General features: G+C 64.3%; 23 protein-coding genes. 14 read left to right on the top strand and 9 right to left on the bottom strand.

Annotated elements, in window-relative coordinates:
- Positions 1-18 precede the first annotated feature (18 nt).
- From MBR110_RS11615 to MBR110_RS11585, 7 genes are all read right to left on the bottom strand, one after another.
- Positions 19-1,218 (bottom strand): MFS transporter, encoded by a 1,200-nt coding sequence (locus MBR110_RS11615; RefSeq protein WP_059735253.1) that lies wholly within the window; start codon positions 1,216-1,218, stop codon positions 19-21.
- Between the two features lie 409 nt (positions 1,219-1,627).
- Complete coding sequence (locus tag MBR110_RS11610) at positions 1,628-2,452, bottom strand: phosphodiesterase (protein ID WP_059735200.1); 825 nt, start codon at positions 2,450-2,452, stop codon at positions 1,628-1,630.
- Between the two features lie 38 nt (positions 2,453-2,490).
- Positions 2,491-3,522, bottom strand: a complete 1,032-nt coding sequence (locus MBR110_RS11605) for an ABC transporter ATP-binding protein (protein WP_034193221.1) — start codon at positions 3,520-3,522, stop codon at positions 2,491-2,493.
- Positions 3,523-3,548: 26 nt separating this feature from the next.
- Positions 3,549-4,445, bottom strand: coding sequence for an ABC transporter permease (locus MBR110_RS11600; protein ID WP_014722780.1), 897 nt, complete (start codon positions 4,443-4,445; stop codon positions 3,549-3,551).
- A gap of 10 nt (positions 4,446-4,455) precedes the next feature.
- The gene (locus MBR110_RS11595; protein ID WP_059735251.1) at positions 4,456-5,280 is read right to left on the bottom strand and encodes an ABC transporter permease; all 825 of its coding nucleotides are present in this window, start codon (positions 5,278-5,280) and stop codon (positions 4,456-4,458) included.
- A gap of 17 nt (positions 5,281-5,297) precedes the next feature.
- Positions 5,298-6,326, bottom strand: coding sequence for an ABC transporter substrate-binding protein (locus tag MBR110_RS11590; protein ID WP_059735198.1), 1,029 nt, complete (start codon positions 6,324-6,326; stop codon positions 5,298-5,300).
- A 71-nt stretch (positions 6,327-6,397) separates the two neighbouring features.
- Positions 6,398-7,423: a LacI family DNA-binding transcriptional regulator gene (locus MBR110_RS11585; RefSeq protein ID WP_059568527.1), complete on the bottom strand. Its 1,026-nt coding sequence runs from the start codon at positions 7,421-7,423 to the stop codon at positions 6,398-6,400.
- A gap of 803 nt (positions 7,424-8,226) precedes the next feature.
- On the opposite strand from MBR110_RS11585, the gene MBR110_RS11580 reads away from it, so the two are divergent.
- From MBR110_RS11580 to MBR110_RS11565, 4 genes are all read left to right on the top strand, one after another.
- Entirely contained in the window at positions 8,227-9,420 is a 1,194-nt protein-coding gene (locus MBR110_RS11580) for a tyrosine-type recombinase/integrase (protein ID WP_181709076.1), read from the top strand.
- A 191-nt stretch (positions 9,421-9,611) separates the two neighbouring features.
- A complete protein-coding gene (locus MBR110_RS11575; RefSeq protein WP_059735195.1) occupies positions 9,612-10,142 on the top strand; it encodes a hypothetical protein in 531 nt (176 codons plus the stop codon).
- A gap of 11 nt (positions 10,143-10,153) precedes the next feature.
- Entirely contained in the window at positions 10,154-10,483 is a 330-nt protein-coding gene (locus MBR110_RS11570; protein WP_155625006.1) for a hypothetical protein, read from the top strand.
- A gap of 135 nt (positions 10,484-10,618) precedes the next feature.
- Positions 10,619-11,947: an NHL repeat-containing protein gene (locus MBR110_RS11565; protein ID WP_196481732.1), complete on the top strand. Its 1,329-nt coding sequence runs from the start codon at positions 10,619-10,621 to the stop codon at positions 11,945-11,947.
- A gap of 108 nt (positions 11,948-12,055) precedes the next feature.
- Here MBR110_RS11565 and MBR110_RS11560 read toward each other — a convergent pair whose 3' ends face one another.
- Positions 12,056-13,159 carry an acyltransferase family protein gene (locus MBR110_RS11560; RefSeq protein WP_081058959.1) on the bottom strand — a complete coding sequence of 368 codons (1,104 nt, stop codon included), beginning with the start codon at positions 13,157-13,159 and terminating at the stop codon, positions 12,056-12,058.
- A gap of 429 nt (positions 13,160-13,588) precedes the next feature.
- Here MBR110_RS11560 and MBR110_RS11555 point away from each other — a divergent pair, with 429 nt between their 5' ends.
- Positions 13,589-14,227: a hypothetical protein gene (locus tag MBR110_RS11555; RefSeq protein ID WP_155625005.1), complete on the top strand. Its 639-nt coding sequence runs from the start codon at positions 13,589-13,591 to the stop codon at positions 14,225-14,227.
- Between the two features lie 67 nt (positions 14,228-14,294).
- On the opposite strand, the gene MBR110_RS11550 is transcribed toward MBR110_RS11555, so the two are convergent.
- Complete coding sequence (locus MBR110_RS11550) at positions 14,295-14,573, bottom strand: pyocin activator PrtN family protein (protein ID WP_059735191.1); 279 nt, start codon at positions 14,571-14,573, stop codon at positions 14,295-14,297.
- Positions 14,574-14,692: 119 nt separating this feature from the next.
- Here MBR110_RS11550 and MBR110_RS11545 point away from each other — a divergent pair, with 119 nt between their 5' ends.
- The 9 genes from MBR110_RS11545 to MBR110_RS11505 all read left to right on the top strand — a co-directional run bounded on the left by MBR110_RS11545 (position 14,693) and on the right by MBR110_RS11505 (position 23,788).
- Positions 14,693-15,061, top strand: coding sequence for a helix-turn-helix transcriptional regulator (locus MBR110_RS11545; RefSeq protein ID WP_146125862.1), 369 nt, complete (start codon positions 14,693-14,695; stop codon positions 15,059-15,061).
- Positions 15,062-15,378: 317 nt separating this feature from the next.
- Positions 15,379-15,750: a hypothetical protein gene (locus tag MBR110_RS11540; protein WP_155625004.1), complete on the top strand. Its 372-nt coding sequence runs from the start codon at positions 15,379-15,381 to the stop codon at positions 15,748-15,750.
- Positions 15,743-15,889 (top strand): hypothetical protein, encoded by a 147-nt coding sequence (locus MBR110_RS11535; RefSeq protein ID WP_181709074.1) that lies wholly within the window; start codon positions 15,743-15,745, stop codon positions 15,887-15,889. The genes MBR110_RS11540 and MBR110_RS11535 overlap by 8 nt, the downstream gene beginning before the upstream one ends.
- Before the next feature lie 118 nt (positions 15,890-16,007).
- Entirely contained in the window at positions 16,008-17,486 is a 1,479-nt protein-coding gene (gene istA, locus MBR110_RS11530) for an IS21 family transposase (protein WP_408913024.1), read from the top strand.
- Positions 17,479-18,276, top strand: a complete 798-nt coding sequence (istB, locus tag MBR110_RS11525) for an IS21-like element helper ATPase IstB (protein ID WP_011875575.1) — start codon at positions 17,479-17,481, stop codon at positions 18,274-18,276. The genes istA and istB overlap by 8 nt, the downstream gene beginning before the upstream one ends.
- An 862-nt stretch (positions 18,277-19,138) precedes the next feature.
- Positions 19,139-20,284 carry a porin gene (locus MBR110_RS11520; protein WP_011884212.1) on the top strand — a complete coding sequence of 382 codons (1,146 nt, stop codon included), beginning with the start codon at positions 19,139-19,141 and terminating at the stop codon, positions 20,282-20,284.
- Positions 20,285-20,498: 214 nt separating this feature from the next.
- Positions 20,499-21,125, top strand: coding sequence for a flavin reductase family protein (locus MBR110_RS11515; protein ID WP_014722788.1), 627 nt, complete (start codon positions 20,499-20,501; stop codon positions 21,123-21,125).
- A gap of 271 nt (positions 21,126-21,396) precedes the next feature.
- On the top strand, positions 21,397-22,080 hold the full coding sequence (locus MBR110_RS11510) for an SOS response-associated peptidase family protein (protein ID WP_181709073.1): 684 nt from the start codon (positions 21,397-21,399) through the stop codon (positions 22,078-22,080).
- A gap of 277 nt (positions 22,081-22,357) precedes the next feature.
- Positions 22,358-23,788: a purine-cytosine permease family protein gene (locus MBR110_RS11505; RefSeq protein ID WP_034193226.1), complete on the top strand. Its 1,431-nt coding sequence runs from the start codon at positions 22,358-22,360 to the stop codon at positions 23,786-23,788.
- Positions 23,789-23,834: the final 46 nt, after the last annotated feature.

Here is a 23,834-nt window from a genome sequence, read left to right as displayed (position 1 = left end):
GCCGCCGCGCGGTGACGCTCAGCTTCGGCGTGCGCCGCGGTGGTGGCACCAGCCGGCGAGCGCGGTAAACAGCAAGCCGGCCGTGCACATCCCGATCCAGCCGAACGCGTGCCATGCGGCGACGCCGATCGACGAGCCGAGCGCGCCGCCGATGAAGTAGCACACCATGTAGACGGTGTTCACGCGGCTGCGCGCGTCGGGCTTGAGCGCGTAGATGCGCGACTGGTTCGAGATCTGCGCAGCCTGCACGCCGACATCCAGCACGATCACGCCGATCACGAGGCCGACGAGGCTCGTGCCCGACACCGCGAAGATTGCGAACGACACCGCGATCAGCGCAATCGCGAGCGAGATGATCGTGCGCGGGCCGCGCTTGTCGGCGAAGCGGCCCGCATACGGCGCGGCCAGCGCGCCGGCCGCGCCGACGATCCCGAACAGCCCGGCGACCTGCGGGCCGAGATGGAACGGAGCGCCGGCGAGCAACAGCGTGAGCACCGGCCAGAACGCGCTGAACGCGGCGAACAGCGCGCCGCCCGTCAGCGACGCATCGCGCAGCCCGCGCAGTTCGACCGCCAGATGCCACATCGAGCCGAGCAGCTTGCCGTACGACAGCGTCGACGTCGGCGTGCTGCGCGGCAGGCGCAGCACGATCACCGCGGCGAGCACGACGAGCGCGGCGACCGACGCGCCGAACACCGCCCGCCATCCGAAATATTCGGCGACGAAGCCGGCCGCCGTGCGCGCGAGCAGGATGCCGAGCAGCAGCCCGCTCATCACCGTGCCGACCGCCTGGCCGCGCTCGGCCGGCGGCGAGATTTCCGCCGCGAACGGCACGGCCTGCTGCGCGATCGTCGCGAGCACGCCGATCGCGAGGCTCGCGGCTGCCAGCACCGCCAGCGACGGTGCGGCCGCGGCGACGATCAGCGCGATCGACAGGCCCGCAATCTGCATCAGGATCAGCCCGCGGCGGTCGAAGCGGTCGCCGAGCGGCGCGAGCACGAACATGCCGGCCGCATAGCCGAGCTGGGTCGCGGTCGGCACCACGCCGATCCACGACGCGCGGTCCGGAAACGCCGAACGGAACGCGTCGAGCAGCGGCTGGTTGTAGTAGATGTTCGCGACCGACACGCCGGCGATCGTCGCGAGCAGCAACAGCAGGCTGCGCGAATAGTGCGGCGAGGCGGCGTCGGTCGAGCGGTCGGGGGCGGCGGAGGACATGGTCGCGACGGGACGGAGTGGAACGGCGGCGCGCGCGGCGCGGCGCACGCTTGTCGAGGGTGCCGATCATACCGGAGCGTCGCGAATCCTGCCGGCGTGCGGCCGCGCCGTGCGGAAGACGGGAGACGGGCCGCGCGAGGGCCGCGATGACGTTGTGCGCGGGGAGGGCTTAGGTGCGGCTCGGATCGGGCTCAGGTGGCGCTCCGGTCATGCTCGGGTCGTGCCGGTTCGTGTTCCGATCGAGCGGGAGCCGCGCACCGAGCCGCGCCGGCGCGTACCGCCGCGCAGCGCCCATACCGACGTGCGCCCACGTATGCCGACGCACACGCGCTTACCTCGCACACGGACGCACACGCCGGCGCCCCTTCCCGGCGCCGCCCCTCGTCATCCCCCGTGCCGATGCCGCCCGTCAGTCGACCAGCTCGCCGCTCGGTTCATAGAACGGATACGGCCCGTCGCCTTCGTCGACATACACGTGATGCGACACGACGCCCGTGTCGGGCGCATGCGCGTGCACCGCGAATGCGGGCGGTTCGAGCCGGAACGCGGACGGCGCATCGGCGCGCAGGTCGAACGCGACCTGGTGCGCGGGCGCCGGCACGGCCGCCGCGAGCGTGCCGCCGAAGCGCGTGAACATCGTCCGGTGCACGTGGCCGCACAGCACGCGCTCGACGTTCGGATGGCCGCGCAGCAGCGCATCGAGTTTCGCGGCCGCGGCCGGCGCGAGCCGCAGCGCATCCATGTGGCCGATGCCGGACGCGAACGGCGGATGATGCAGCGCGACGATCACCGGCCGCTCGCGTGCGGCGTCGAGCTGCGCGGCGAGCCATGCGAGCCGTGCATCGCACAGGTCGCCGTGGCTCGCGCCCGGCACCTGCGAATCCAGCGCGAGCACGCGCACCGCGCCGATGTCGAGCGCGTACTGCACGAACGCGCCGTCGTGCAGCTCGGCGCGCTCGGGGAACGCGCGACGCAGCGCCGCGCGGTCGTCGTGATTGCCGACCATCAGGTAGTACGGTATCTCGAGCGGCGCGAGCAGCGCACGCAGATGCCGGTATTCGTCGCCGTGGCCGAAGTCGGTCAGATCGCCGGTGACGAGCACCGCGTCGGGGCGCGGCGTCAGCGCGTTCAGCTTCGCGATGCAGCGCGCGAGCGCGGCGGCGGTGTCGACGCGCCGGTACGCGAGCTGGCCCGGGCGCTTGATGTGGAGGTCGCTGATTTGAGCAAGCAGCATCGTGGGGTCCCGGAATGTCGGTTGATCGTGGGGCGGCGTCACGCGGCGAGCGCGATCAGCCCTTCGGCCGCGATCGTCAGGCCGACCGCCGTGCCGCGCGCGAGCTCGATGCGGCCCGGCACGTCGATCACGAGCGCATCGGGCGCCGCGTGCTCGATCGTGAGCCGCGTCCGCTCGCCGAGGAACGCGCACGCGCCGATCGCGCCGCGCAGCGGCGCCTTCGCGGGATCGGCCAGCTGCGCGTCCTCCGGGCGGAAGAACCACTCGTCGGCGGCATGCGGCGTGACGATCGAGCCGCCCGTCGTCGCGAGCGCGCCGTCGCGCCATTGTCCCGCGAGACGGTTCAGCGTGCCGATGAACTGCGCGACCGTGCGGTTCGCCGGCCGGTAGTAGATGTCGCGCGGCGTGCCGATCTGCTCGATGCGGCCCGCGCCCATCACGACGATCCGGTCGCCGAGCTCCATCGCCTCGGCCTGATCGTGCGTCACGTAGACGGTCGTCACGCCGAGCTCGCGCAGCAGCGCATTCATGTCGCGGCGCAGCACGTCGCGCAGCTTCGCGTCGAGCGCGGTCAGCGGCTCGTCGAGCAGCAGCACGCGCGGCCGCACCGCGAGCGCGCGCGCCAGCGCGACGCGCTGGCGCTGGCCGCCGGACAGCTGATCGACCGGTTTGTCCGCATGCGCGTCGAGCCGCATCATCGCGAGCAATTCGTCGACGCGTTCGCGCAGGGCGCGCGGCGCGGTCTTGCGGATCTTCAGCCCGTAGCCGACGTTGCCGCGCACCGTCAGGTTCGGGAACAGCGCGTAGTTCTGGAACACCATGCCGACCTGGCGGCGCTCGATCGGCAGGCGCGTCACGTCGTCGCCGCCGAACAGGATGCGGCCGCCGGCGTCCGGCGTGTCGAGGCCGGCGATCAGGCGCAGCGTCGTCGTCTTGCCGCAGCCGGACGGGCCGAGCAGCACGAGCGTCTCGCCGGCGCCGATCGACAGGTCGAGCGGTTCGAGCACGCGCGTGCCGCGGAAGGTCTTCGCGCAGCCGGTCAGGGTGATGGGAGTGGAGTCGAGTTTCATGGGGCAGGGTAAGGGGTGGCGCGACATCAGCGCGCGCGGCGTCGCGCGGCGCGCGTGCCGGACGGATCGACGCCGAGCCATTGCATCGCGACGAGCAGCGGCAGCGTCATCAGCAGGAACACGATCGTGTATGCGCTGCCGACTTCGAGGCGCAGCGACGCATACGTATCGGCGAGCCCGACCGGCAGCGTTTTCGTGTCGGGCGTGTGCAGCATCCACGTCAGGTTGAATTCGCCGATCGACAGCGTGAGCACCGCGAGCGCGCCCGCGACGATGCCGGGGCGCAGGTTCGGCAGCACGATGGTCACGAAGCGCGTGACGAACGACGCGCCGAGGCTCGCCGCGCCTTCTTCGAGCGTGCGCAGCTCGGCGCCGGCCGCCACGGCAGCGACCGCGCGCACCATGAACGGCAGCGTGAACACGACGTGGCCGACGACGATGAACCACAGGCTCATCCGGAACGCGGTGAAGCCGCCGTACACGACCAGCAGCGCGAGGGCAGAGGCGAGGCCCGGCAGCGCGACGGGCAGCACGAGCGCTTCTTCGATGGCGCGCGCCACGCGGCTGTTGCTGCGCGCGAGCGCATAGCCGGCCGGCACGCCGGTGACGAGCACGATCGCGAGCGTCGCGAACGCGACGCCGAGCGACAGCGCGACCGAGCCTTGATACTGCTGCCACACCTGCTCGAGCCAGCGCAGCGTGAGGCCGCTCGACAGGCCGCGGAAATAGTTGACGGTGACGCCGGCGAGCACCGACATCACGACGGGCACGATCAGGAACGCGCACAGCAGCAGCGTGACGCTCCATTGCAGCGCGGCGATCGCGCATGCGCCGCTCACGCGCGGCGCGCGCAGCGTGGCGCCGCGCGCGTCGGACGGGGCTGGCGCCGGCGACGGCGCGGATGAACCGGAAAGCGATTGCATGACTGCGTCCTCAGGCCGCGCCGGCGGCGGTGTGGCCGGCGAACCGGCGGGCGAGCGCGAGCACGGCCCACGTGACGATGCCGAGCACGATCGACAGGCCGGCCGCCGTCGCGATGTTCGCGTTCAGCGTGAACTCGGTGTAGATCGTCATCGGCAACACGTTCAGGTCGGTCGCGAGGGTGAAGGCGGTGCCGAACGCGCCCATCGCGGTCGCGAAGCAGATCGCGCCGGCGGCGATCAGGCCCGGCGCGAGCGCCGGTAGCACGATGTCGACGAAGATGCGCCACGGCGACGCGCCCAGCGAGCGCGCCGCTTCCTCGAGCGACGCGTCGAGCTTCGACGCGGCCGCGATCACGGTGACGATCACGCGCGGAATCGAGAAGTACAGGTAGCCGACGAACAGCCCGGCGACCGAATACGCGAACACCCACTTGTCTCCGGTCAGCTTCGAGGAGAGCATCCCGATCAGCCCTTGTCTGCCGGCGAGCATGATCACCATGAAGCCGACCACGACGCCGGGGAACGCGAGCGGGAAGGTCAGCAGCGCGAGCAGCACGCGCTTGCCCGCGAAGTCGCGGCGTGCGAGCAGCAGGCCGGAGATCGTCGACAGCGCGAGCGTCGCGAGCGTGACGCCGGCCGACAGCGCGACCGTTTCGCCGAGGCTCGTCATGTAGCGCGCGTTGCCGAGCAGCGCCGCGTAGCGCGCGAAGAACGCGCCGTCGGCGGACACCCGCACGAGCGCGCCCATCGGCAGCAGCCAGAAGGCGGCGAAGACCGCGAGCGCCGGCGCGACGAGCGCGACGCGCCAGCGCAGCGGAAAAGTGAGGTCGAGCATCGCGTCGTTCCTGCCGCTCACTGCATGATCTGCAGATACTGCTGGCCGAACGCCTGCTGGCCGGTCGCCATCTTGCCGAAGTCGACCGGCTTGGCCCGTGCGTATTCGCTCGCCGGCAGGAACTTCGCGGCGAGATCGGCGCCGAGCGTCTGTGCGCGCACCGGCCGCAGGTAGGCGTTCGCCCACAGCTTCTGGCCTTCGTCGGACAGCACGAAGTCGAGCACCTTCTTCGCGTTCGCGTCGTGCGGCGCGCCCTTCACGAGGCTCATCACGTACGGTACCGCGATCGTGCCTTCCTTCGGAATCACGAATTCCACGTTCGCGTGATCCTTGTACTTCGCGCGATACGCGTCGAAGTCGTAGTCGAGCAGGATCGGAATCTCGCCGGACAGCACGCGCGCATACGCGGTCTGCTTCGGCACGATCGGCGCGTTCGCCTTGAGCTTGCGGAACCAGTCGAGGCCCGGCTTGAAGTCGTCGAGGCTGCCGCCGAGCGCCTGATTCACGGCGACCGCGCCCGCGTAGCCGACGAACGCGCTCGACGGATCGAGGTAGCCGACCATCCCCTTGTATTCCGGCTTCAGCAGATCGGCCCACGAGCGCGGCACCGGCTTGCCGTCCAGCGCATCCTTGTTCACGAAGAAGCCGAGCGTGCCCGAGTGGATCGCGAACCAGTAGCCTTGCGGGTCCTTGAGGTTCGCGGGGATGTCGTTCCAGTGCGCCGGGCGGTACGGCGCGATCACGCCCTTGTCCTTCGCCTGGAACGCCGACGACACGCCGAGATAGACGACGTCGGCGACCGGGCTTTTCTGCTCGGCGATCAGTTGCGCGATCGCCTGGCCCGAGTTCTTGTTGTCGAACGGCACGCGGATGCCCGTCTTCTGCTTGATCGCCGCGATCTGCGCGGCCCAGTCGGCCCATTCGGGCGGGCAGTTGTAGCAGATGGCGGTTTCGTCGGCGTGGGCGGCGGGCGCGAGCGCGACGAGCGCGGCGCACGCAAGGGGCGCTGCGACGAGGCGCAGCAGCGAGGTCAGGCGAAAGGACACGGTGGATCTCCGGGCAGGGTGGGGTAGCTTCGCGTGCCGCGCGCGAGCGCGCGGCGGGTGCATTCGGGGGTTCAGGCGTTGCGGGTTTGCAGGTCGGCGGCCGGCGGCGCGACGGTCGCGCCGTCGCGCACCGTGTGCGGCAGGATCAGCGACGTGCGTTCGATCGACGCGCCGCCGATGCAATCGACGAGGCGGCGCCACGCATGGCGGCCGATATCCTGGTTCGGCGTCGCGACGCTCGCGAGCGGCGGCGTGAGCAGCTCGCCGATTGCGATGCCGTCGAAGCCGAGCACCGACAGGTCGTCGGGAACCGAGAAGCCCGCGCGGCGCAGGCCGCGCATCACGACCATCGCGAGCAGGTCGTTGCTGCAGAACAGCGCGGTCGGGCGCGTCGCGCGCGCGGTGAGATGCGCGAGCACCGCGTCGGGCAGCTCGGCGGCGTTGAAGTCGACTTCGACGGGCGGCAGCGTCGCGACATCGGCTTCGGCGAGTGCCTGCGCGTAGCCGAGATGACGCTGGCGCGCGCGGTCGGATGCGGCGAGCGAGCCGGCCAGCATCAGCACGCGGCGATGGCCGCGCGCGGTCAGCAGACGGACGCCGTCGTAGGCGGCGCGGCGGTTGTCGACCGACACCGACGGGCGGCGCTGCGTGTCGTTGTGCATCAGCACGTAGTGCGGGCCGTCGCGATCGAGCATGTCGAGCAGCGGATGCGTGTCGGCGTCGGCGACGGTCAGGATCAGGCCTTCGACGCGTTGTTCGCGCAGCGTTTCGATCGCGTGACGCTCGCGGGCCGCGTCGTATTCGGTCGTCATCAGGATCAGCTTGAAGCCGGCCGCGGTCGCCAGTTCGTCGATGCCTTGCAGGCAGTCGGCGAACACCGGGTTCGCGACCGTCGGCACGACGACGCCGACGAGGCGCGTGCGCTCGCCGCGCAATTGACGGCCGAGCGGGCTCGGGCGGAACTGCAGCGTGTCGATCGCGGTGCGGATCGCCGCCAGCGTCGCGGGGCTGACGGTGTGCGGCGCGTTGATCGCACGCGATACGGTGGCGATGGAGAAGCCGGCGAGGGCGGCGACGTCCTTGATGGTCTGGGGCATGGCGTGACGCGATGTAAACGTTTTCGGCGAGTGGATTATCGAAAACGTTTGTGACTTCGCGATGACGCGCGGCGAGGCGGTTTCGCAAGAACGCGTGGCGGGGGATGCGGGCGTTCGGTTGCGCACGAGCGTGGCCGCTCCGATTGTAGCGGCGGGAGGCTGCGGCGCGGGAAACGAGCGGCGGCCATGGCGGCGGCGCTCATGCGCGCGGCGCGGCGCGATGCGCCGCACCCGAATCGGGGAACGGATGCGCGAAGCAATGGTAGAATCGCGTCCGCCCTTTTGCCGGGGTGATGAAATTGGTAAACATAGCGGACTTAAACGATTGAGTGCCCGGCCGGAAACGGCCGGTGCAGAACCCTTCAAATTCGGCGAAACCCCTGATGCGCGACGCGCATCGAGGCAACACCGAGCCAAGCCTCGCGGCGCAGCGCCCGCGAGGAAGGTGTAGAGACTAGACGGGGGGCGCCTAAGGCGCACGGGCAGCGATAAAACGCCCGCGCGCGATGGCGAAGGCATAGTCCAGCGCACGAACGGCGTCGTCTTGGCGGCGCCGGCTTTGAAAGAAGCAGTGTGACGAAAATCCGCCGCCTTAATTGGCTTGCCGGTTCGAGTCCGGTCCCCGGCACCACACATACTCCCAAGTGTTTCCATGGTTTGCCAAAAATCCCCGTCAGTCAAGCACTTACGGGGCTTTTTGTTACCAGCGTTGCCCATCGTTTCCCATTGACACCCACATAATCCGGGGGCATCGTAGGGGGCAGTTATCCTGATCCGGGGCATCGCAATGCCCCCATGCCCAAATGCCCCTTACCGATGTCGCCGTCCGTGCGGCCAAGCCTCTAGAAAAGTCCTACAAGCTGGCCGACGGCCAAGGCATGTACCTCGAGGTCATGCCCAACGGCTCGAAGTACTGGCGGTTGAAGTATCGCATCGACGGTAAGGAGAAACGGATGGCCCTCGGGGTCTATCCGGCCGTGACCTTGCTGGCTGCGCGTAAGGCCCGAGACGAGATCAAGGAGCAGTTGCGCGGCGGTCTGGATCCATCGCACGAAAAGAAGCGTGTGAAGGCACAGCGCAGCCTGGACCGCGTGAATTCGTTCGAGCCCATCGCTAGGGAGTGGCATGAACAGCGAAAGCAGTCGTGGAGTGAGGGCCACGCTGTACGAATCATGAAGCTACTCGAGCGCGAGTTGTTTCCGGGACTTGGTGCACGACCGATCGCCGATGTCTCGGCGCCGGAGCTGCTTGCAGTGATCCGAAAGATAGAGTCGCGCGGTGCGATCGAGCTCGCACACAAGACTATTCAGGCAACGAGCCAGATCTTCCGATACGCCATTGCCACCGGCCGGGCAGAGCGCGACCCCGCTCCCGATCTCCGCGGCGCGCTGAAGACCCGCACCGTCGTGCACATGAAGCGCGTGAGCGAGGCCGAGCTGCCGGAGCTCATGCAGAAGATCAGCGCGTACGACGGCGACTTGCAGACGCGCCTGGCACTGCAGTTCATGGCGCTGACGTTCGTCCGGACGAGTGAACTGCGGTTCGCGGAATGGACCGAGATCGACGAGAAGAAGAAAGAGTGGCGCATCCCGGGCGAGAAGATGAAGATGCGCACGCCGCACATCGTGCCCCTGTCGAAGCAGGCCGTCGAGGTGATCGCGAAACTCCGCGAACTGAACGGACACAGCCAGTTCCTGTTCCCGAGTCGGTCGAGCTCCAAGAAACCGATGAGCGAGAACACGATCCTGTACGCCCTGTACCGGATGGGCTACCACTCACGAATGACGGGGCACGGCTTCCGCGGCCTTGCGTCGACCATTCTCAATGAACATAGCTTCAACCGCGACTGGATCGAGCGTCAGCTCGCGCATAGCGAGCGGGACGGCGTCCGGGCAGCGTACAACCACGCGGAGTACCTGCCGGAGCGCCGGAAGATGATGCAGTGGTGGGGCGACTATTTGCAGCGATGCCGGGTCGTTGTGCAAGTTAAGAAATAGGGCGCCATCAAGTGCGTTTCCATCGACTTGATTTCTTTGAGGCAGCCCATATCTTGACATTTTCGGGGAAATGTGGGGGCCGGATGCGTAGTTTTTTGTGTAGCATCCGGTACTAACCTAAGGTTCTTGGGTACAATGCCGAAAACAAACTTGATGGTTTGTCAAGTGGAGTGACGCAATCTGGAGAAATCATGTACTCGGTGACGATGCAAACGACCGCGCGAGGCGTTGAAGCGTCCCTGTCCGACCTGGTCTCAAAGCTGGGGGGGGTCTACTGGCGCAGCGCGATTATGCTGCCTTGGATGGCGCGTCGCGTCATAGTCAATGCGCGAAAGTTCAACGATAGCTTGGCGAGTTCCAATACCCGGCTCATGGATCTGCGGCGGGCGGTGCCGTTCGTCGACGAAAAGGTTATAGACCCAGATTTTCAACTTAGAGACAAACTGGAGAGCATCAAGTCGGATGTACTGAATATCCGCAGACGATTGGTGCACATCCAAGGGATGCTTAGCCCCAACGACAAGTTTCGGTTGAGAGCTCGGTTTGATGAGGCTGTCGGAGCAGAGGTTGCTCGGTCGATTGCACTCTGCTGCGAGGCGTTCGAAATTGCCAATGGGCTGCAGTGGGACGTAGCTGAACATGATGCTGACAATAGCGTTCGCCATGAGGATTTTGTTGCATCGAGCGCAGACGAGGTGATGCAAATGCTGAGCCGCTTTTGACGGGAGGCGTGTTGGCAGGCTTCATAGTAGAAAAAATTGACTGCGGCTCAGACACCTTCCAAAAAACCTTCTCCAAGCTTGATGAGCGAGTAAAAAAAGAAGCGCGCAAGGCTATTTCAGAAATGCTACTGCTCGACATAAGTAAGCCGCCGGCCAAACTTCACCTGCATACTCTGAAGGATAAGGAGGTGAAAAGCGCGTTAGACCCGAAGAAAAAGTGTGCCGTTTATACGGTTCATCTAACTTCGGACGACAAGTTCAAGGCGAGTTTCACTTTCGAGGAAGGTACTGCATTCATGCGGGTCTGTGGTGAGCATGATTGGATAGACAAGAACCCGTGAATAATGTTTCGCAAGCCCCGCCCCGAGCGGGGCTTTTCACATCCGACGAAACGCGTGATGATGCGGTAGTGTTGGACCGAGAGGCGGGCCGCTAAGACGGATCGCATTGTCGATTCGCTAACTATGACGAGAACTATGATCAAGACCCATCTAATCGCTATTGCTGTCATGTCCTCGGTCTTGGCTGCTTGCGGTGGCGAATCGAGTTCTTCTCCCCCTCCTTCTTCCTCCGCGCATTTTTCAGTTGGCGGCACAGTCACTGGTTTGATCAGCGGTGCGCTTACCTTGCTGAACAACGGGACCGATGCACTTGCTGTGTCTTCAAATGGCTCGTTTGTGTTCGCAACACCCCTCGCCAGTGGATCGTCGTATGCCGTTACCGTGGCCAACTCTCCCCCGGGCCAATCGTGCACGCTCAGTAACGCCAGCGGTACGCTCACCGGCAACGTAACAAGCGTGAGTGCGGCTTGCATTGCAACGGAGACGCTGGTCACTACTCTTGCTGGCTCTGGAGCGCCAGGGGCGACGGATGGGCAGGGCCTCGATGCATCGTTCGCATCCCCCGGCGATCTTGCGGTGGACGCCGGCGGAAACGTCTATGTTGCTGATTCCGCGAATCGCAAAATCCGAAAAATTACCCCGGATGGTGTTGTCACGACATTGGCTGGATCGGGGGAGCAGGCATGGAATGACGGTACAGGCGTTGCAGCGTCGTTCGGCTATCCGATCGGTGTCGCAGTTGACGCTAATGGGAATGTGTACGTTGCTGACTCGACCGCCCAAAAGATTCGCAAGATCACTCCAGCGGGTGTCGTGACAACACTCGCCGGTTCCGGGCAACTGGGAGGGGCAGACGGCAGTGCTACCGTCGCATCATTTAATGACCCAGCAGGCATTGCTCTCGATGGCACGGGCAATGTTTACGTAGCCGATGCTACAGGCGGCCGTATCCGCAAGATCTCTCCAGCTGGAGTAGTTTCGACTCTGGCCGGCTCAGGAGTACCTGCGTATGGCGATGGGACGGGGGCTGCAGCGTCATTCAAGCGTCCCATTGGCATCGCTGTGGACCAAAGCGGGAATATCTATGTAGCGGACTGGGGAAACAATGATATTCGCAAGGTCACCCCGACCGGCGTAGTCACAACTCTCGCTGGCTCGAACTCGCCGGGCTCCGTCAATGGCACCGGAACGGGGGCGTCGTTCAGCGGGCCAATGGATGTTGCGGTGGACAAGAGTGGCAATATCTACGTTGCGGATTCAAATAATAACCAGATCCGAATGGTCACCCAGCAGGCTGTGGTCACAACCCTGGCGGGGTCTTCTACGCGAGGCGATGACAATGGTCCTGCTGCGTCCGCCAAATTCAATACTCCGCGAGGTGTTGCGATGGACAATGATGGGAACGTGTATGTCGCGGATTCCTACAATGAACAGATTCGCAAGATTATCCTGCCAGCGAAATGACCGATCGGCCGACCCACGAGGTCGGTCGTGATCCTGCGTCTGGATGATGGGGAGGCTGACGGTGTCGAACGTCGAGGCGCCGCGCCGCTCACACGCAGTCCGCGAGCGCTAGACTTTGACGCGCTCTGAGACTTCCTCCCGATAACCTACGGGCACAAACAAGTCGCGATAGCGTTTGTAGATCGGGCGTTCAAAGTAGCGATATACAAGCGTCGACAAGGTCAACACGACCGCGGCAAAGGCCGCAAAGCGGATGTACGGATTGGCGATTTTCATCATCCCGAGGTAGACGCCCAGCGTGATCATCGGAAAATGAACGAGGTAGACCGAGTAACTGATCTCGCCGAGCCATTTCATCGGGCGGAATGAGAGGATGCGAGCGACCACGCTCCCAGACTGCGACACGCTGAAGATGAGGAAGGGCATGGCGGCGAGTGCCTCAAATTCGATGTTGCCGCGTGCGTCGCCATAGACGACGTAGACGATCCCGCCGAGCAGCAGCACTTCCACCAAGGCAGAAAGGTTCTTCCATCGCGAGGGGTTGACCGGCGTTTGCGCGGTAGCGGCAGCAATGCGATAAATGGCGACGCCGAGCAGGATGCCACTGAACGAGCGCACCATGCCAGTCGACAGCCCGGCAGGGAGGGCCTGGTACGCAGCATGAATCGTGTGTGCCGAGTTGTACAGGAAGAAGTAGCCCGCGTAGGCGGCCAGTACGATGGCTTCCGTCCGTACCTTCTGGAACACGATGGGCAGGATGAGCGCGCCGATCCAGAACTCATTGGAGATGGACCAGCTCGCGGCGTTCCAACTCCACTGCGATGTGAAGCCCATGCTTTGCAACAACAGGACGTTCAAAACCCCGGTCCATACCGGGCCGTCAACGTAGGGCAGTTTGCCCCAGTAGAGATGATCCACCACGCCCATCGCGATCATGCTTGCGATGTGCAAGGGGTACATGCGCACGAATCGATGGCTGATGAATTTGGCCGTCGAGATCGTCCTGGTTTTCATCCCGTGCTCGTACACGTGACACAGCACAAAGCCAGACAGCATGAAGAAGAAGTCGACGGCGAGGTTCGCGTTGGCGAACGGGAAGTTGCTCCATCCGGCCCCGGACCCGAAGAAGTGCAAAGCCATGACGAGTATCGCGAACATTCCTCGAAGGCCGTCCAGGGCGGTGTATCGTTCTCGGTGACTGATGGGCTGCATGAGGTGGTGTTTGCGTGCTGTCGGTAAATGATCGCGATTCTAGACCAGTCGTCATCGATCGGTGGGACAGAATGGTTGACGACGTCGCGCGTCGAGGTGATGCGGGCGATGCTGCAGGTTTGCCCGCTGACGATATGGTGGTCGGACCATATCAAGGAACTTTGGCCGACAAGACGGATTCGTGAGCGGCGCGCGGCTTGTGTTCTATTTGTGCACTCGGTGGAATATCGCGTCCGCAAGCACGCGTGGGTTTGCAGACAAAGCGTGCGCACCCACGATCGTCTTCCGCACTAGGTGTTGTCGGGAAAGCACTAGGCCTCCACGGTTGCGATGACCTGATCCATGTATATGCTTGATAGGCCCAGGAAGAACTGCTGGGAGACCGTGCTGTATGGGGATCGATGAGTCAAAAACGAAAAAGGACAAGTGATGAACCGCACCGCAATCGCTACATTGGGGGTAGTGCTGGCACTAACAGCATGTACATCGGATCGTCCGCTAGTTTCTGGTCTTATGGTTACGGACAGAGGTTTTGTTACTACTGACGGAGGTGGGAAAGACACTGGTGATCGCAACACGACAATTGTTGCCTGGAACGCGAACAACAACGTTGCGCTGTTCGATGGGCACGGGCAAGGATGCTTTGAAGCTGCCGCAGCATTCAAGAGTCAAGATCGCGAGACAGGGTTGTCAGCAACGCTCCCAAAGCTGCTCGGCGAGAGCGGAGACATCAATGCGGTAAATCGCGTACTGGAAAACGTCAAACTGCTCAGTGATAAGGACAATGCGGTGACGTTCTTGGACACGGCACTATCCAACATCTGCATCATCGCGATGAATCAACTGAACCACAAGGTTGACGGGACGGTACTGAAGCGCGAAGACTTGATCGAATTGATCAAATACTCGATCGACAACGCTGTGAAGCTTGGCACGAAGCAAGCGCAGGCACAAGCCGACAGCCACCGGCTAACCGAGGGGCAGGTGCAGCCTGGCAAGCAGCCTGATAAGCCACAATCGCCTGCCGTTGCGTCGAACGGGGCGCCCAAGTCGGCGACAGGGAACTAAGTGCAACTAGAACTCGAGCCACTGTTGTGGCTCGACGCTCTGCTCACATCATGACTGGCGGTGCTGGTCACCCGGCAATCCACTTCCTTCCGTGAAATGACTCGTACTCCTTAATTGCGGCGGCGCGCTGCTTGTCTATGAACGCAGCCAAGTCAGAGATGTGGACTCCTTTCGCGCATTTCTGCGATCGCTCCATCCTGATCACCGGCAGCGCGATCTCACCGGCAGAGACCTTGCGCATCAGAGTCGGCAAAGTCAACGGAGCGAAGACGTCGCGGCAGACATCTTCTATCGGGATGATCGCGCGGGCGCCGTACTGCGCCATGAGTACGAATAACGTGTTCATTTCACTGAGAAGGGCGATGAACGGTTGCGGGCTTGGCGGCAACATATCGGATCGGACATGCCTCGTCCGTGGTTTCGTCGTGGCCATAGAATGGTGCCATCTGACCTTCGGAGAACGTCGTGAGCATCTTGCAAAAGAAACGTGTTAGTGCTGCCGAAGCAGCCACCATTTTAGGCGTCCCCAAGGAAACGATCAGTCGAATCGATCGACGAGGTGAAATCATCCGTCGATACAGGCTTGGCCACAAGACAGTCGTCTACGACGTCGAGTCACTTGAGCAGTTCCTGTTGGCGAAGGAGGTGCGACCGGTGCAAGCGCCGACGGTCGATCCAGTCGTCCGTGGTCGGAAGCCGTATCCGACGCGTACCGTTACGCTGCCGGGCGAGAAGAAGCAAAGCAGCCTCCGCGAATTTCTGATGGGTAGGCTCGAGGAGAGCAGCCGACAAAGTAATGGAACGGCGGATGGGCGATCCCGAAAGAAGAAGTGACATACGTCGCATCCGCAGCGCGGGTTTACAAAATTCCGCTTGACGACGTAACGTGTCGGACATAATCTTGAATCGCGCTTGAGACAACAAGCGCCGGGTTTGGCGACCTGATTTCACAAAGGCGGACGACGACCGCCACATGGCGGTATTTTTTCGTCTGTACACTACGCGTGCGTCCAGTTCAACGGGCGGGCAGTGGTGGGGATACCTTCGGGTATGCCGGGTTCCTTTGTGTCCGGTTCGCCAACCTCGCTATCTGCCTGCCCACCCTCATTTGGCGATGAGGGCGCAGGTTCTTTACTCACAAAGGACCCGCTATGTCTACCGTCAAGCCTTCGTCTGTTCCTCCCTCCACACCTGACTATACCGATCCGGCATTTTGCAGCGCGCTGATGGATGACCATTGGGTCACCGGCAACGACAGCGAATTCGCCATGGTTCCGACGAACCTGATCGCGGACGTGTACCGCGCATCTGACGCGATCACGACAATCGCCAGGCTGGTTCATAACAGCAGCTGCGAGCCAGGAATGTCGAACGCTGAACCTCTCGGGCAAGCTGCTCACTTGGGCCTGCTGAACGCGGCCGAGCTCATCGGCCAGTACCTGACCGAAGTTGCGGATCGAATGGTGGAAGGCCTGCAACTGGCCAAGCGCGCGCGCGACTCTGCGGAGGTTAGCCATGACTGACATTCGTGCGCTGAAGACCGCTCCCGAGTTGCTTTCCGGCAGCAGTGTAGTGACCAGTTTTCTGTCGATCACTGCAGGCTTGCCGCTGGTAGATGCCCTGGAAGCTTCGTCCTGCCTGTTGATGTCCACGCAGAACTGACCCACCTGAGGCTGTAGTTTTCATCGAATTTTGACCCACGTGATTGAATGCCCTGCTCAATCTTTGAGCAGGGGATACAGAGGTGATCACGGTGGGCATATTGGCCAAGATCAGGCGGATGTATTTCCGCGAGAAGGTCCCGCTGCGCGAGATTGCCAGGCGCACGGGCCTGTCCCGGAACACGGTGCGCAGCTGGCTTCGGCAGACGGATGCCGTTGAGCCGAAGTACCCGAAGCGCGTCAGCCCGAGCGTCGTCGACGAGTGGGCCGCGCAACTGACGGGCTGGCTGCGGGCAGACAGTCATCGCCCGAAGCGTGACCGGCGCACGGCCCGGTTCATGTTCGAGGCCATCCGCGGCGAGGGCTACGCCGGCAGCTACGGCCGCGTCAGCGCCTTCGTGAGACGCTGGCACGAGGAGCAGGCTGAAGCCCCGCGCAGGAAGGCCTATGTACCGCTGGCCTTCGAACCCGGCGAAGCATTCCAGTTTGACTGGAGCTGCGAATATGCCTTCATCGGCGGGTTGCGGCGACGCCTGGAGGTCGCCCACGTCAAGCTCAATGCCAGCCGGGCGTTCTGGCTGGTCGCCTATCCGACCCAGAGTCACGAGATGCTGTTCGATGCGCACGCCCGCGCATTCGCCGCGTTCGGCGGCGTGCCGCGCCGCGGCATCTACGACAACATGAAGACCGCCGTGGACAAGGTCGGCCGCGGCAAGGAGCGCGCGGTCAACGCCCGCTTCGAGGCAATGTGCGGCCATTACCTGTTCGAGCCGGAATTCTGCAACCGTGCCGCCGGCTGGGAGAAGGGCATAGTTGAGAAGAACGTGCAGGACCGGCGCCGCCAGATCTGGCACGAGGCTGCGCTACGACGCTGGGAAACGCTGGAGCTTCTGAACGAATGGGTCGCGGGCCAGTGTCGTCAGGCCTGGCAGATGCGGCACCCGCAGTGGCCCGAGCTGACGGTCGAGGACGTGCTGCAGGACGAGCGCACCAGGCTGATGCCCAATCCACGCCCGTTCGACGGCTATGTCGAGCAGACCCTGCGGGTGTCGTCGACCAGCCTCATCCACTTTCAGCGCAACCGCTACAGCGTGCCCACCGAGTATACGAACCAGCTGGTGAGCGTGCGCTGCTATCCGGCATATCTCAGCGTCGTCGCCGACGCCCAGGAGATCGCACGCCACGAACGCAGCTTCGAGCGGCACATGACCTTCTACGACTGGCGCCATTACATCACGCTGGTTGAGCGCAAACCCGGCGCGTTGCGCAACGGCGCTCCGTTCGTCACGATGCCACAGCCGCTGCAGCAGTTGCAGCGACACCTACTGAAGCACCAGGGAGGCGATCGCATCATGACGCAGGTGCTCGCCGCGGTGCGCGAACACGGACTCGATGCCGTGCTGCTTGCCGTGCAGGCAGCGCTGGACTCGGGACGCCCCAGTGGGGAGCACGTTCTGAACGTGCTGAGCCGGTTGAAGGCGCCCACCACGAGTACCAACCTCGCGACGACGAAACTCCAGCTTACCGAAGAGCCGGCTGCCGACGTGAGCCGCTACGAAACCCTGCGCGCCAACCCACCGGAGGACCGTCATGTCTAACGACATCGCCGCCCAACTCAAGGGGCTCAAACTGCATGGCATGGCGAGCACCTGGCCAGAGCTGCTGGCGCAGTCGCGTCACACGGAGTTCGACCCGGAGCGCTTCATGAAGCAGCTGCTGATGGCTGAGACGGCGGAGCGACAGGTGCGCTCGATCGCCTATCAGATGACCGCCGCTCGCTTCCCGGCTCACCGCGACCTGAAGGGCTTCGACTTCGCGCAGGCGCACGTCGACGAAGCGCTGGTTCGAGAACTCAGTGACCTGTCGTTCCTCGCAAGCGCACACAACGTCGTGTTCATCGGTGGCCCCGGCACCGGCAAAACGCACCTCGCCTCAGCGATCGGAATTGAGGCCGTGCAGCGCCACGGCAAGCGCGTGCGCTACTTCTCGACCGTCGAGCTGACCAACGCACTGGAGCAGGAGAAGTCCATCGGCAAACAAGGCCAGATCGCCCATAAGCTGATGTACGTCGACCTGGTAATCCTCGACGAACTGGGCTACCTGCCGTTCAGCCAGACCGGTGGCGCATTGCTGTTCCACTTGCTCTCGAAGCTGTATGAACACACGAGTGTCGTGATCACCACCAACCTCAGCTTCGGCGAGTGGGCGACCGTGTTCGGGGACGCAAAGATGACGACGGCGCTGCTGGACCGCGTCACCCATCACTGCCACATCGTCGAAACGGGCAATGAATCCTGGCGCTTCAAGTCCAGTTCTGCCAAGGCGAAGGCAACCAGAAAGAGAGCAGCAAAAGCAGCAGGCAGTGAGGAGTTATCCACACCGGAATAGATGTACTACGCTGTCTCGGGGTGGGTCAGATTTAGATGAAAACGGTGGGTCAAGATTCGGTGAAAATCAACACTCGGAGCCTTGCTGGACACGGCGATCAGCGCGCCCCGAACATTTGTACTGCAGACAACGCATTTTTGTCGCATATACCCGTTCAACGAGACGAATCGCGCCCAATGCCGGGTCCCGGTCGAGTCTTGCGAAATGCAGCGTAAAAGCATGGGCTGGTTTGTCTGGATTCGACCTGCCGAGGGTTGAAGAAAAAACACCGGCTCGTGCGAATATGGTCACGTAACCCGTATCAGTCCGCGCAACCTGATTCGTCAGCGGGCACTCGATTGCGGAACGCGCGCAGATTGACGCCACGGCCCGCATGGGGCAGCCCGCGCAGATGGCGGATTCAATTTGCCCGAACGCAAGATGGCGAGCTGAACGGGCCAGAGTTTCATAGATGGGCCGCTCAGCGCGTAGCGCCGTTCAAACTCGACGGGTAACAGGTCGTCCGCGAGACCGTGTTGACGATCGGGCTTATAAAACACGTCCGTGGCGACCATTGCACGCCCTTCGCGCTTCCTGCCGCTCGCATCGCCCGCCCACCACGCACATCGTTTGGCATCGTCGCACACGCACTTCGCCACCCGCTATCCCCCATTCGCACCGCCAACCCCCCCCGCTAACCCATTTCCCTCCCCCCAAAACACCCTCGATTCTGCACAGCACCTTTGCAACGCCGGTCACTAACAGCGGAAAAACGGCTCATTACACTGCGCCCGTCGCATCGCGGGGAAGCATCGATGCGACGCGAATTCGCAGCGCGTAAGCAAAGCGACCGGAAAACGAATGACTTGGGGGGTAAATCATCATGAACAAGCGTTGGGGGATCATCGTGCCCGCCGCATTGCTTGCCACGGCCGCGCATGCGCAAAGCAGCGTTACGCTGTACGGCAAGATCGAGGACGGCATCAACTACACGAGCAACGCACGCGGCCACGGGACCGTGCAGTTGCAAAGCGGCTACGACTACGGCAGCCGCTGGGGCATCAAGGGCACCGAAGACCTCGGCGGCGGCTATCAGGCCATCTTCCAGCTCGAGAGCGGCTTCGACGTCAACACCGGCAAGATGAGCCAGGGCGGCCGCGAATTCGGCCGCCAGGCGTTCGTCGGCATCGCGTCGGACCGTTACGGCACCTTGACGTTCGGCCGCCAGTATGACCCGAGCGTCGACATCTTCTCGCCGCTCACGGCCAACGGCAACTGGACCGGCTATCTGTTCGCGCACCCGTACGACAACGACAACACCGACTACTCGTTCCGCGTCAATAACGCCGTCAAGTACGTGTCGCCGGTGTGGCACGGCATCACCGCGGAAGCGATGTACGGGTTCAGCAACCAGTCCGGCTTTGCGAACAACCGTCTGTACGGCGCCGCGCTGCAATACCAGCAGGGCGGGCTGACGGTCGGCGCGTCATACCTGAAGATCAACAACGCACACAACGGCGATTCGAACGGCGCGATCACCGGCGACAACACGTTCGACGCGTCGTCGCAACAGAACATCGGCATCGGCGTGAACTATGCGTTCGCGAACGCGCTGATCGGCTTCACGTACTCGCACGTCGACGTCTACGACCCGACCGCCAACGCATACTTCACCGGCACGACGCAGCCGGCCGGCGGCAGCTGGAACGCGTGGAAATTCGACAACTTCGAAGTGAACGGCCTCTATCACTTCACGCCCGCGCTGTACCTCGGCGCGGCCTACACGTACACGCAGGCGCGCGTGTCGTCGACGGTCGGCTCGTTCAATCCGAAGTGGCACCAGCTGAGCACGAAGCTCAACTACGACATGTCGAAGCGCACGTCGGTGTTCGTCGAAGGCGTCTACCAGCATGCGATGAACGCCCACACCGGCACCGACTTCGACTACGCGTACGTTCCGGGCGCAGCCGACATCTCGTCGGGCCCGAACCAGTACGTCGTGCGCGTCGCGCTGCTGCATCACTTCTGACCGACCGCTCACCCGCGGACACCGCCCGGCAAACAGCCGGGCGGCGTGCAGCCGGCGGCTGCATCGGCCAGGCTCCGGCGCCGCAACCGGTGCAGCGAATGCAGGCTCGTGTGATACTGGGCGCCGCCCGCCGCGCCGCTCGCATGTGCTTCACGCGGCCATGCGCAGCGGGCGATCGCCTTCCACGCACCTTGTCCGCTGCCCGAGCTCCGTCATGACGCACCCGACCTACCACTATTACGAACCCTCGCAAGGCCACGGCCTGCCGCACGATCCGCTGAACGCAATCGTGGGCCCGCGCCCGATCGGCTGGATTTCCTCTCGCGGCAGCGACGGCACGGTCAATCTCGCACCGTACAGCTTCTTCAACGCGTTCAACTATCATCCGCCGATCATCGGCTTTTCGAGCACCACGGCGAAGGACAGCCTGCGCAACGTGCGGGAAACCGGCGAGTTCGTCTGGAACCTCGCGACGCGCGATCTCGCCGAGCGGATGAACCGGACCTGCGCCGCGGTGCCGTACGGCGTGAACGAATTCGAACTCGGCGGGCTGACCGCGATTGCGTCGCGTCTCGTCGACGTGCCGCGCGTCGCGGAAAGCGGCGTCAACTTCGAATGCAAGGTCACCGACGTGGTCCCGCTGCGCGATCACCGCGGCGGCGAGACGTCGGCCACGCTGGTGCTCGGTGAAGTCGTCGCCGTCCACATTCGCGACGATCTGCTGAAGGACGGCATCTTCGACACGTTCGGCGCGGGCATCATCCTGCGCGCGGGCGGGCCGACCGCCTACGTCCACGTCACGCCGGACAGCCGTTTCGACCTCGCGCGTCCGGACGCGTGACCAAGGCGGCCTGAGCCGTCCGGCGCGCGGCCGCCCGCACCCGCAACGCCCCGCCTGAATCGACGTTCGCGCGGGGCGTTTCGTTCGATGCGTGCCGGCACGGCCGCGTGCGCGGATTCGCGGATCGACATCCTGACGCGCCGTTCATCCGGCCGGTGCAGCGAGCGACGCGCTTCGAGCCGCACGGCCCGCCTCGCTCCGGCCGAAATCGCACAGCCGCGGGATGCAGGCTGACCTACGATGGAGCATCGCATCCGTCGTCCGTCGAACCATGTGCACCCACTACCGTGCTCCCGGCGAAGACCCGGGCATCAGCGAGCTGCGAATCGGCATCGGCGATCTGTTCGACCGCGAGCCGTGGGCACCCGACGTCTACCCCGATTACGCGGCGCCGATCGCGCGCGCCGACGGCGACGGGCTCGCGGTCGTCAGCGCGGTGTTCGGCTTCTGGCCGAAGTTCATGCAGCCCGAACGCGTCGACGACAACGGCCGCAGGAAGCGCAAGCTCGACACGGTCAACGCGCGTGCGGAGACGGTCGGCTCGTCGCGGCTCTACGGCAACGCCTGGCGCGACGGGCAGCGCTGTCTGATCCCGGTGCGCTGGATCTACGAACCCTGCTACGAGACGGGCCGCAACGTGTGGCACCGGATCGGCCTGGCCGGCTGGCAGGCGTACTGTGTCGCCGGCATCTGGCGACGCTACGTAAGCGCCGACGGCCGCGAGCGCATCGGCATGGCGATGCTCACGGTCGACGCCGACGGCCATCCGCTGTTCGCGCGCATGCATCGGCCCGGCGACGACACGCGCGGCGTCGTGATCCTGCGCCGCGACGACTACGACGAATGGCTGCATGCGCGCGACGTCGAAGCCGTGCGGCTCATGCTGGCGCTGCTACCCGCCGACGAGATGGACGCCGCGCCGGAACCGCCTCTGCCGCCGCCCGCCGGCGCTTGATCTTTCATCTTTCATACGGATCGCTGACGGTCCGGAAAGGCTGATACGCGCGGCGTGCGCGCACCATCCCGACCGCACCGAGCGCCTCGGGTAATCACCTATATCGTCCTAGTTGTATATACAACAATATCCGCTGACCAATGTCGGCGCCCGTCGTTCGAACGGCGGACGGAAGCCGGAGAAGCAGAAGCACTTCGAGAAATTGAAACAGGGCGGCCCGACCCGGCGATCGTGTCGGCGACACCCTCCGTGATCCTCAGCATTCTGGAGATTTTCCGTGTCGACGAATTCCAGCGAAAGAGCCGGCGGTCTGATCGAGGTGCGCTCGATCGATTTCATTCCCGATGCCGAACGCCACGGCGGCCTGCTGAGCCAGTTCACGCTGTGGCTGTCGGCGAACCTGCAGATCACGGCGATCGTCACCGGCGCGCTCGCGGTCGTGCTCGGCGGCGACGTGTTCTGGTCGCTGATCGCGCTGCTGCTCGGCCAGCTCGTCGGCGGCGCGGTGATGGCGCTGCACGGCGCGCAAGGGCCGCAACTCGGGCTGCCGCAGATGATCTCGAGCCGCGTGCAGTTCGGCGTCTACGGCGCGATGATCCCGATCGTGCTCGTGTGCCTGATGTACATCGGTTTCTCCGCGAGCGGCTCGGTGCTGGCGGGGCAGGCCGTCGCGCAGCTGCTGCACGTCGACGACGCGGCCGGCATCCTGCTGTTCGCCGCGGTGATCGTCGCGCTGACGGTGTTCGGCTATCGCGCGATCCACTTCGTCGGCCGGATCGCGAGCGTGGTGGGCGTCGTCGCGTTCGTCTACATGTTCGCGCAGTTGTTTGCGCGCCACGACGTCGGCGCGCTGCTCGCCAACAAGCACTTTTCGCTCGCGAGCTTCCTGCTGTCGATGTCGCTGTCGGCATCGTGGCAGATCGCGTTCGGCCCGTACGTCGCCGACTATTCGCGCTATCTGCCGCGCTCGACGTCGTCGGCGGCCACGTTCGCCGCGGTCGGCCTCGGCTCGGTGATCGGCGCACAGGCCGCGATGGTGTTCGGCGTATTCGCGGCCGCGCTGGCAGGCAGCGGCTTCGCGCATCACGAGGTGTCGTACATCGTCGGCCTCGGCTCGACGGGCGCGGTCGCCGCGTTGCTGTACTTCAGCATCGCGTTCGGCAAGGTGACGGTCACGACGCTCAACGCATACGGCAGCTTCATGTCGATGGCCACCATCGTCAGCGGCTTTCGCGGCAAGCGCGCGGTGTCGTCGCGCAGCCGCGCCGCGTACATCTTCGGGATGATCTGCGTGTCGACCTTGATCGCGCTCGCGGGCCGCCATTCGTTCCTGAAGGAATTCACCGCGTTCATCCTGTTCCTGCTCGCGTTCTTCACGCCGTGGAGCGCGATCAACCTCGTCGACTATTACTGCTTCACGCGTTCGCGCTACGACGTGCCGGCGCTGTCCGATCCCGACGGTCGCTACGGCCGGTGGAACGCGATGGCGATCACGATCTACGTGGTCGGCATCCTGGTGCAGCTGCCGTTCATGTCGACGCACATCTACACCGGCCCGCTCGTCGACGCGCTCGGCGGCACCGACATCTCGTGGATCCTCGGCCTCGTCGTGCCGGCCGCGCTGTATTACGTCGGCGCGCGCGCGTCGCGGCGCAGCATCCCGGAGCATCTGATCCTGCCGCTCGAACACGGCGGAATTCCGCACTGACGTCACGCGCCCCGCGCAGCGTTCGCGCCGCCGCATCGCGCGGCGC

The sequence above is a fragment of the Burkholderia sp. MBR-1 genome (assembly GCF_013822785.1).
Classification (GTDB): Bacteria; Pseudomonadota; Gammaproteobacteria; order Burkholderiales; family Burkholderiaceae; genus Burkholderia; species Burkholderia vietnamiensis.
Note: the sequence above shows the minus strand (reverse complement) of the source record. Positions and strands in the feature narration are given on the sequence as shown.

Excerpts from the sequence above, each read along its gene's own strand:
- MBR110_RS11595 (WP_059735251.1), bottom strand. The coding sequence starts at position 5,280 with ATGCTCGACCTCACTTTTCCGCTGCGCTGGCGCGTCGCGCTCGTCGCG.
- MBR110_RS11560 (WP_081058959.1), bottom strand. The coding sequence starts at position 13,159 with ATGCAGCCCATCAGTCACCGAGAACGATACACCGCCCTGGACGGCCTT.
- istB (WP_011875575.1), top strand. The coding sequence starts at position 17,479 with ATGTCTAACGACATCGCCGCCCAACTCAAGGGGCTCAAACTGCATGGC.
- MBR110_RS11575 (WP_059735195.1), top strand. The coding sequence starts at position 9,612 with ATGTACTCGGTGACGATGCAAACGACCGCGCGAGGCGTTGAAGCGTCC.
- MBR110_RS11550 (WP_059735191.1), bottom strand. The coding sequence starts at position 14,573 with ATGAACACGTTATTCGTACTCATGGCGCAGTACGGCGCCCGCGCGATC.
- MBR110_RS11520 (WP_011884212.1), top strand. The coding sequence starts at position 19,139 with ATGAACAAGCGTTGGGGGATCATCGTGCCCGCCGCATTGCTTGCCACG.
- MBR110_RS11515 (WP_014722788.1), top strand. The coding sequence starts at position 20,499 with ATGACGCACCCGACCTACCACTATTACGAACCCTCGCAAGGCCACGGC.
- MBR110_RS11615 (WP_059735253.1), bottom strand. The coding sequence starts at position 1,218 with ATGTCCTCCGCCGCCCCCGACCGCTCGACCGACGCCGCCTCGCCGCAC.
- MBR110_RS11585 (WP_059568527.1), bottom strand. The coding sequence starts at position 7,423 with ATGCCCCAGACCATCAAGGACGTCGCCGCCCTCGCCGGCTTCTCCATC.
- MBR110_RS11605 (WP_034193221.1), bottom strand. The coding sequence starts at position 3,522 with ATGAAACTCGACTCCACTCCCATCACCCTGACCGGCTGCGCGAAGACC.
- MBR110_RS11540 (WP_155625004.1), top strand. The coding sequence starts at position 15,379 with ATGTCTACCGTCAAGCCTTCGTCTGTTCCTCCCTCCACACCTGACTAT.
- MBR110_RS11565 (WP_196481732.1), top strand. The coding sequence starts at position 10,619 with ATGATCAAGACCCATCTAATCGCTATTGCTGTCATGTCCTCGGTCTTG.
- MBR110_RS11555 (WP_155625005.1), top strand. The coding sequence starts at position 13,589 with ATGAACCGCACCGCAATCGCTACATTGGGGGTAGTGCTGGCACTAACA.
- istA (WP_408913024.1), top strand. The coding sequence starts at position 16,008 with ATGTATTTCCGCGAGAAGGTCCCGCTGCGCGAGATTGCCAGGCGCACG.
- MBR110_RS11510 (WP_181709073.1), top strand. The coding sequence starts at position 21,397 with ATGTGCACCCACTACCGTGCTCCCGGCGAAGACCCGGGCATCAGCGAG.
- MBR110_RS11610 (WP_059735200.1), bottom strand. The coding sequence starts at position 2,452 with ATGCTGCTTGCTCAAATCAGCGACCTCCACATCAAGCGCCCGGGCCAG.
- MBR110_RS11580 (WP_181709076.1), top strand. The coding sequence starts at position 8,227 with ATGCCCCTTACCGATGTCGCCGTCCGTGCGGCCAAGCCTCTAGAAAAG.
- MBR110_RS11535 (WP_181709074.1), top strand. The coding sequence starts at position 15,743 with ATGACTGACATTCGTGCGCTGAAGACCGCTCCCGAGTTGCTTTCCGGC.
- MBR110_RS11600 (WP_014722780.1), bottom strand. The coding sequence starts at position 4,445 with ATGCAATCGCTTTCCGGTTCATCCGCGCCGTCGCCGGCGCCAGCCCCG.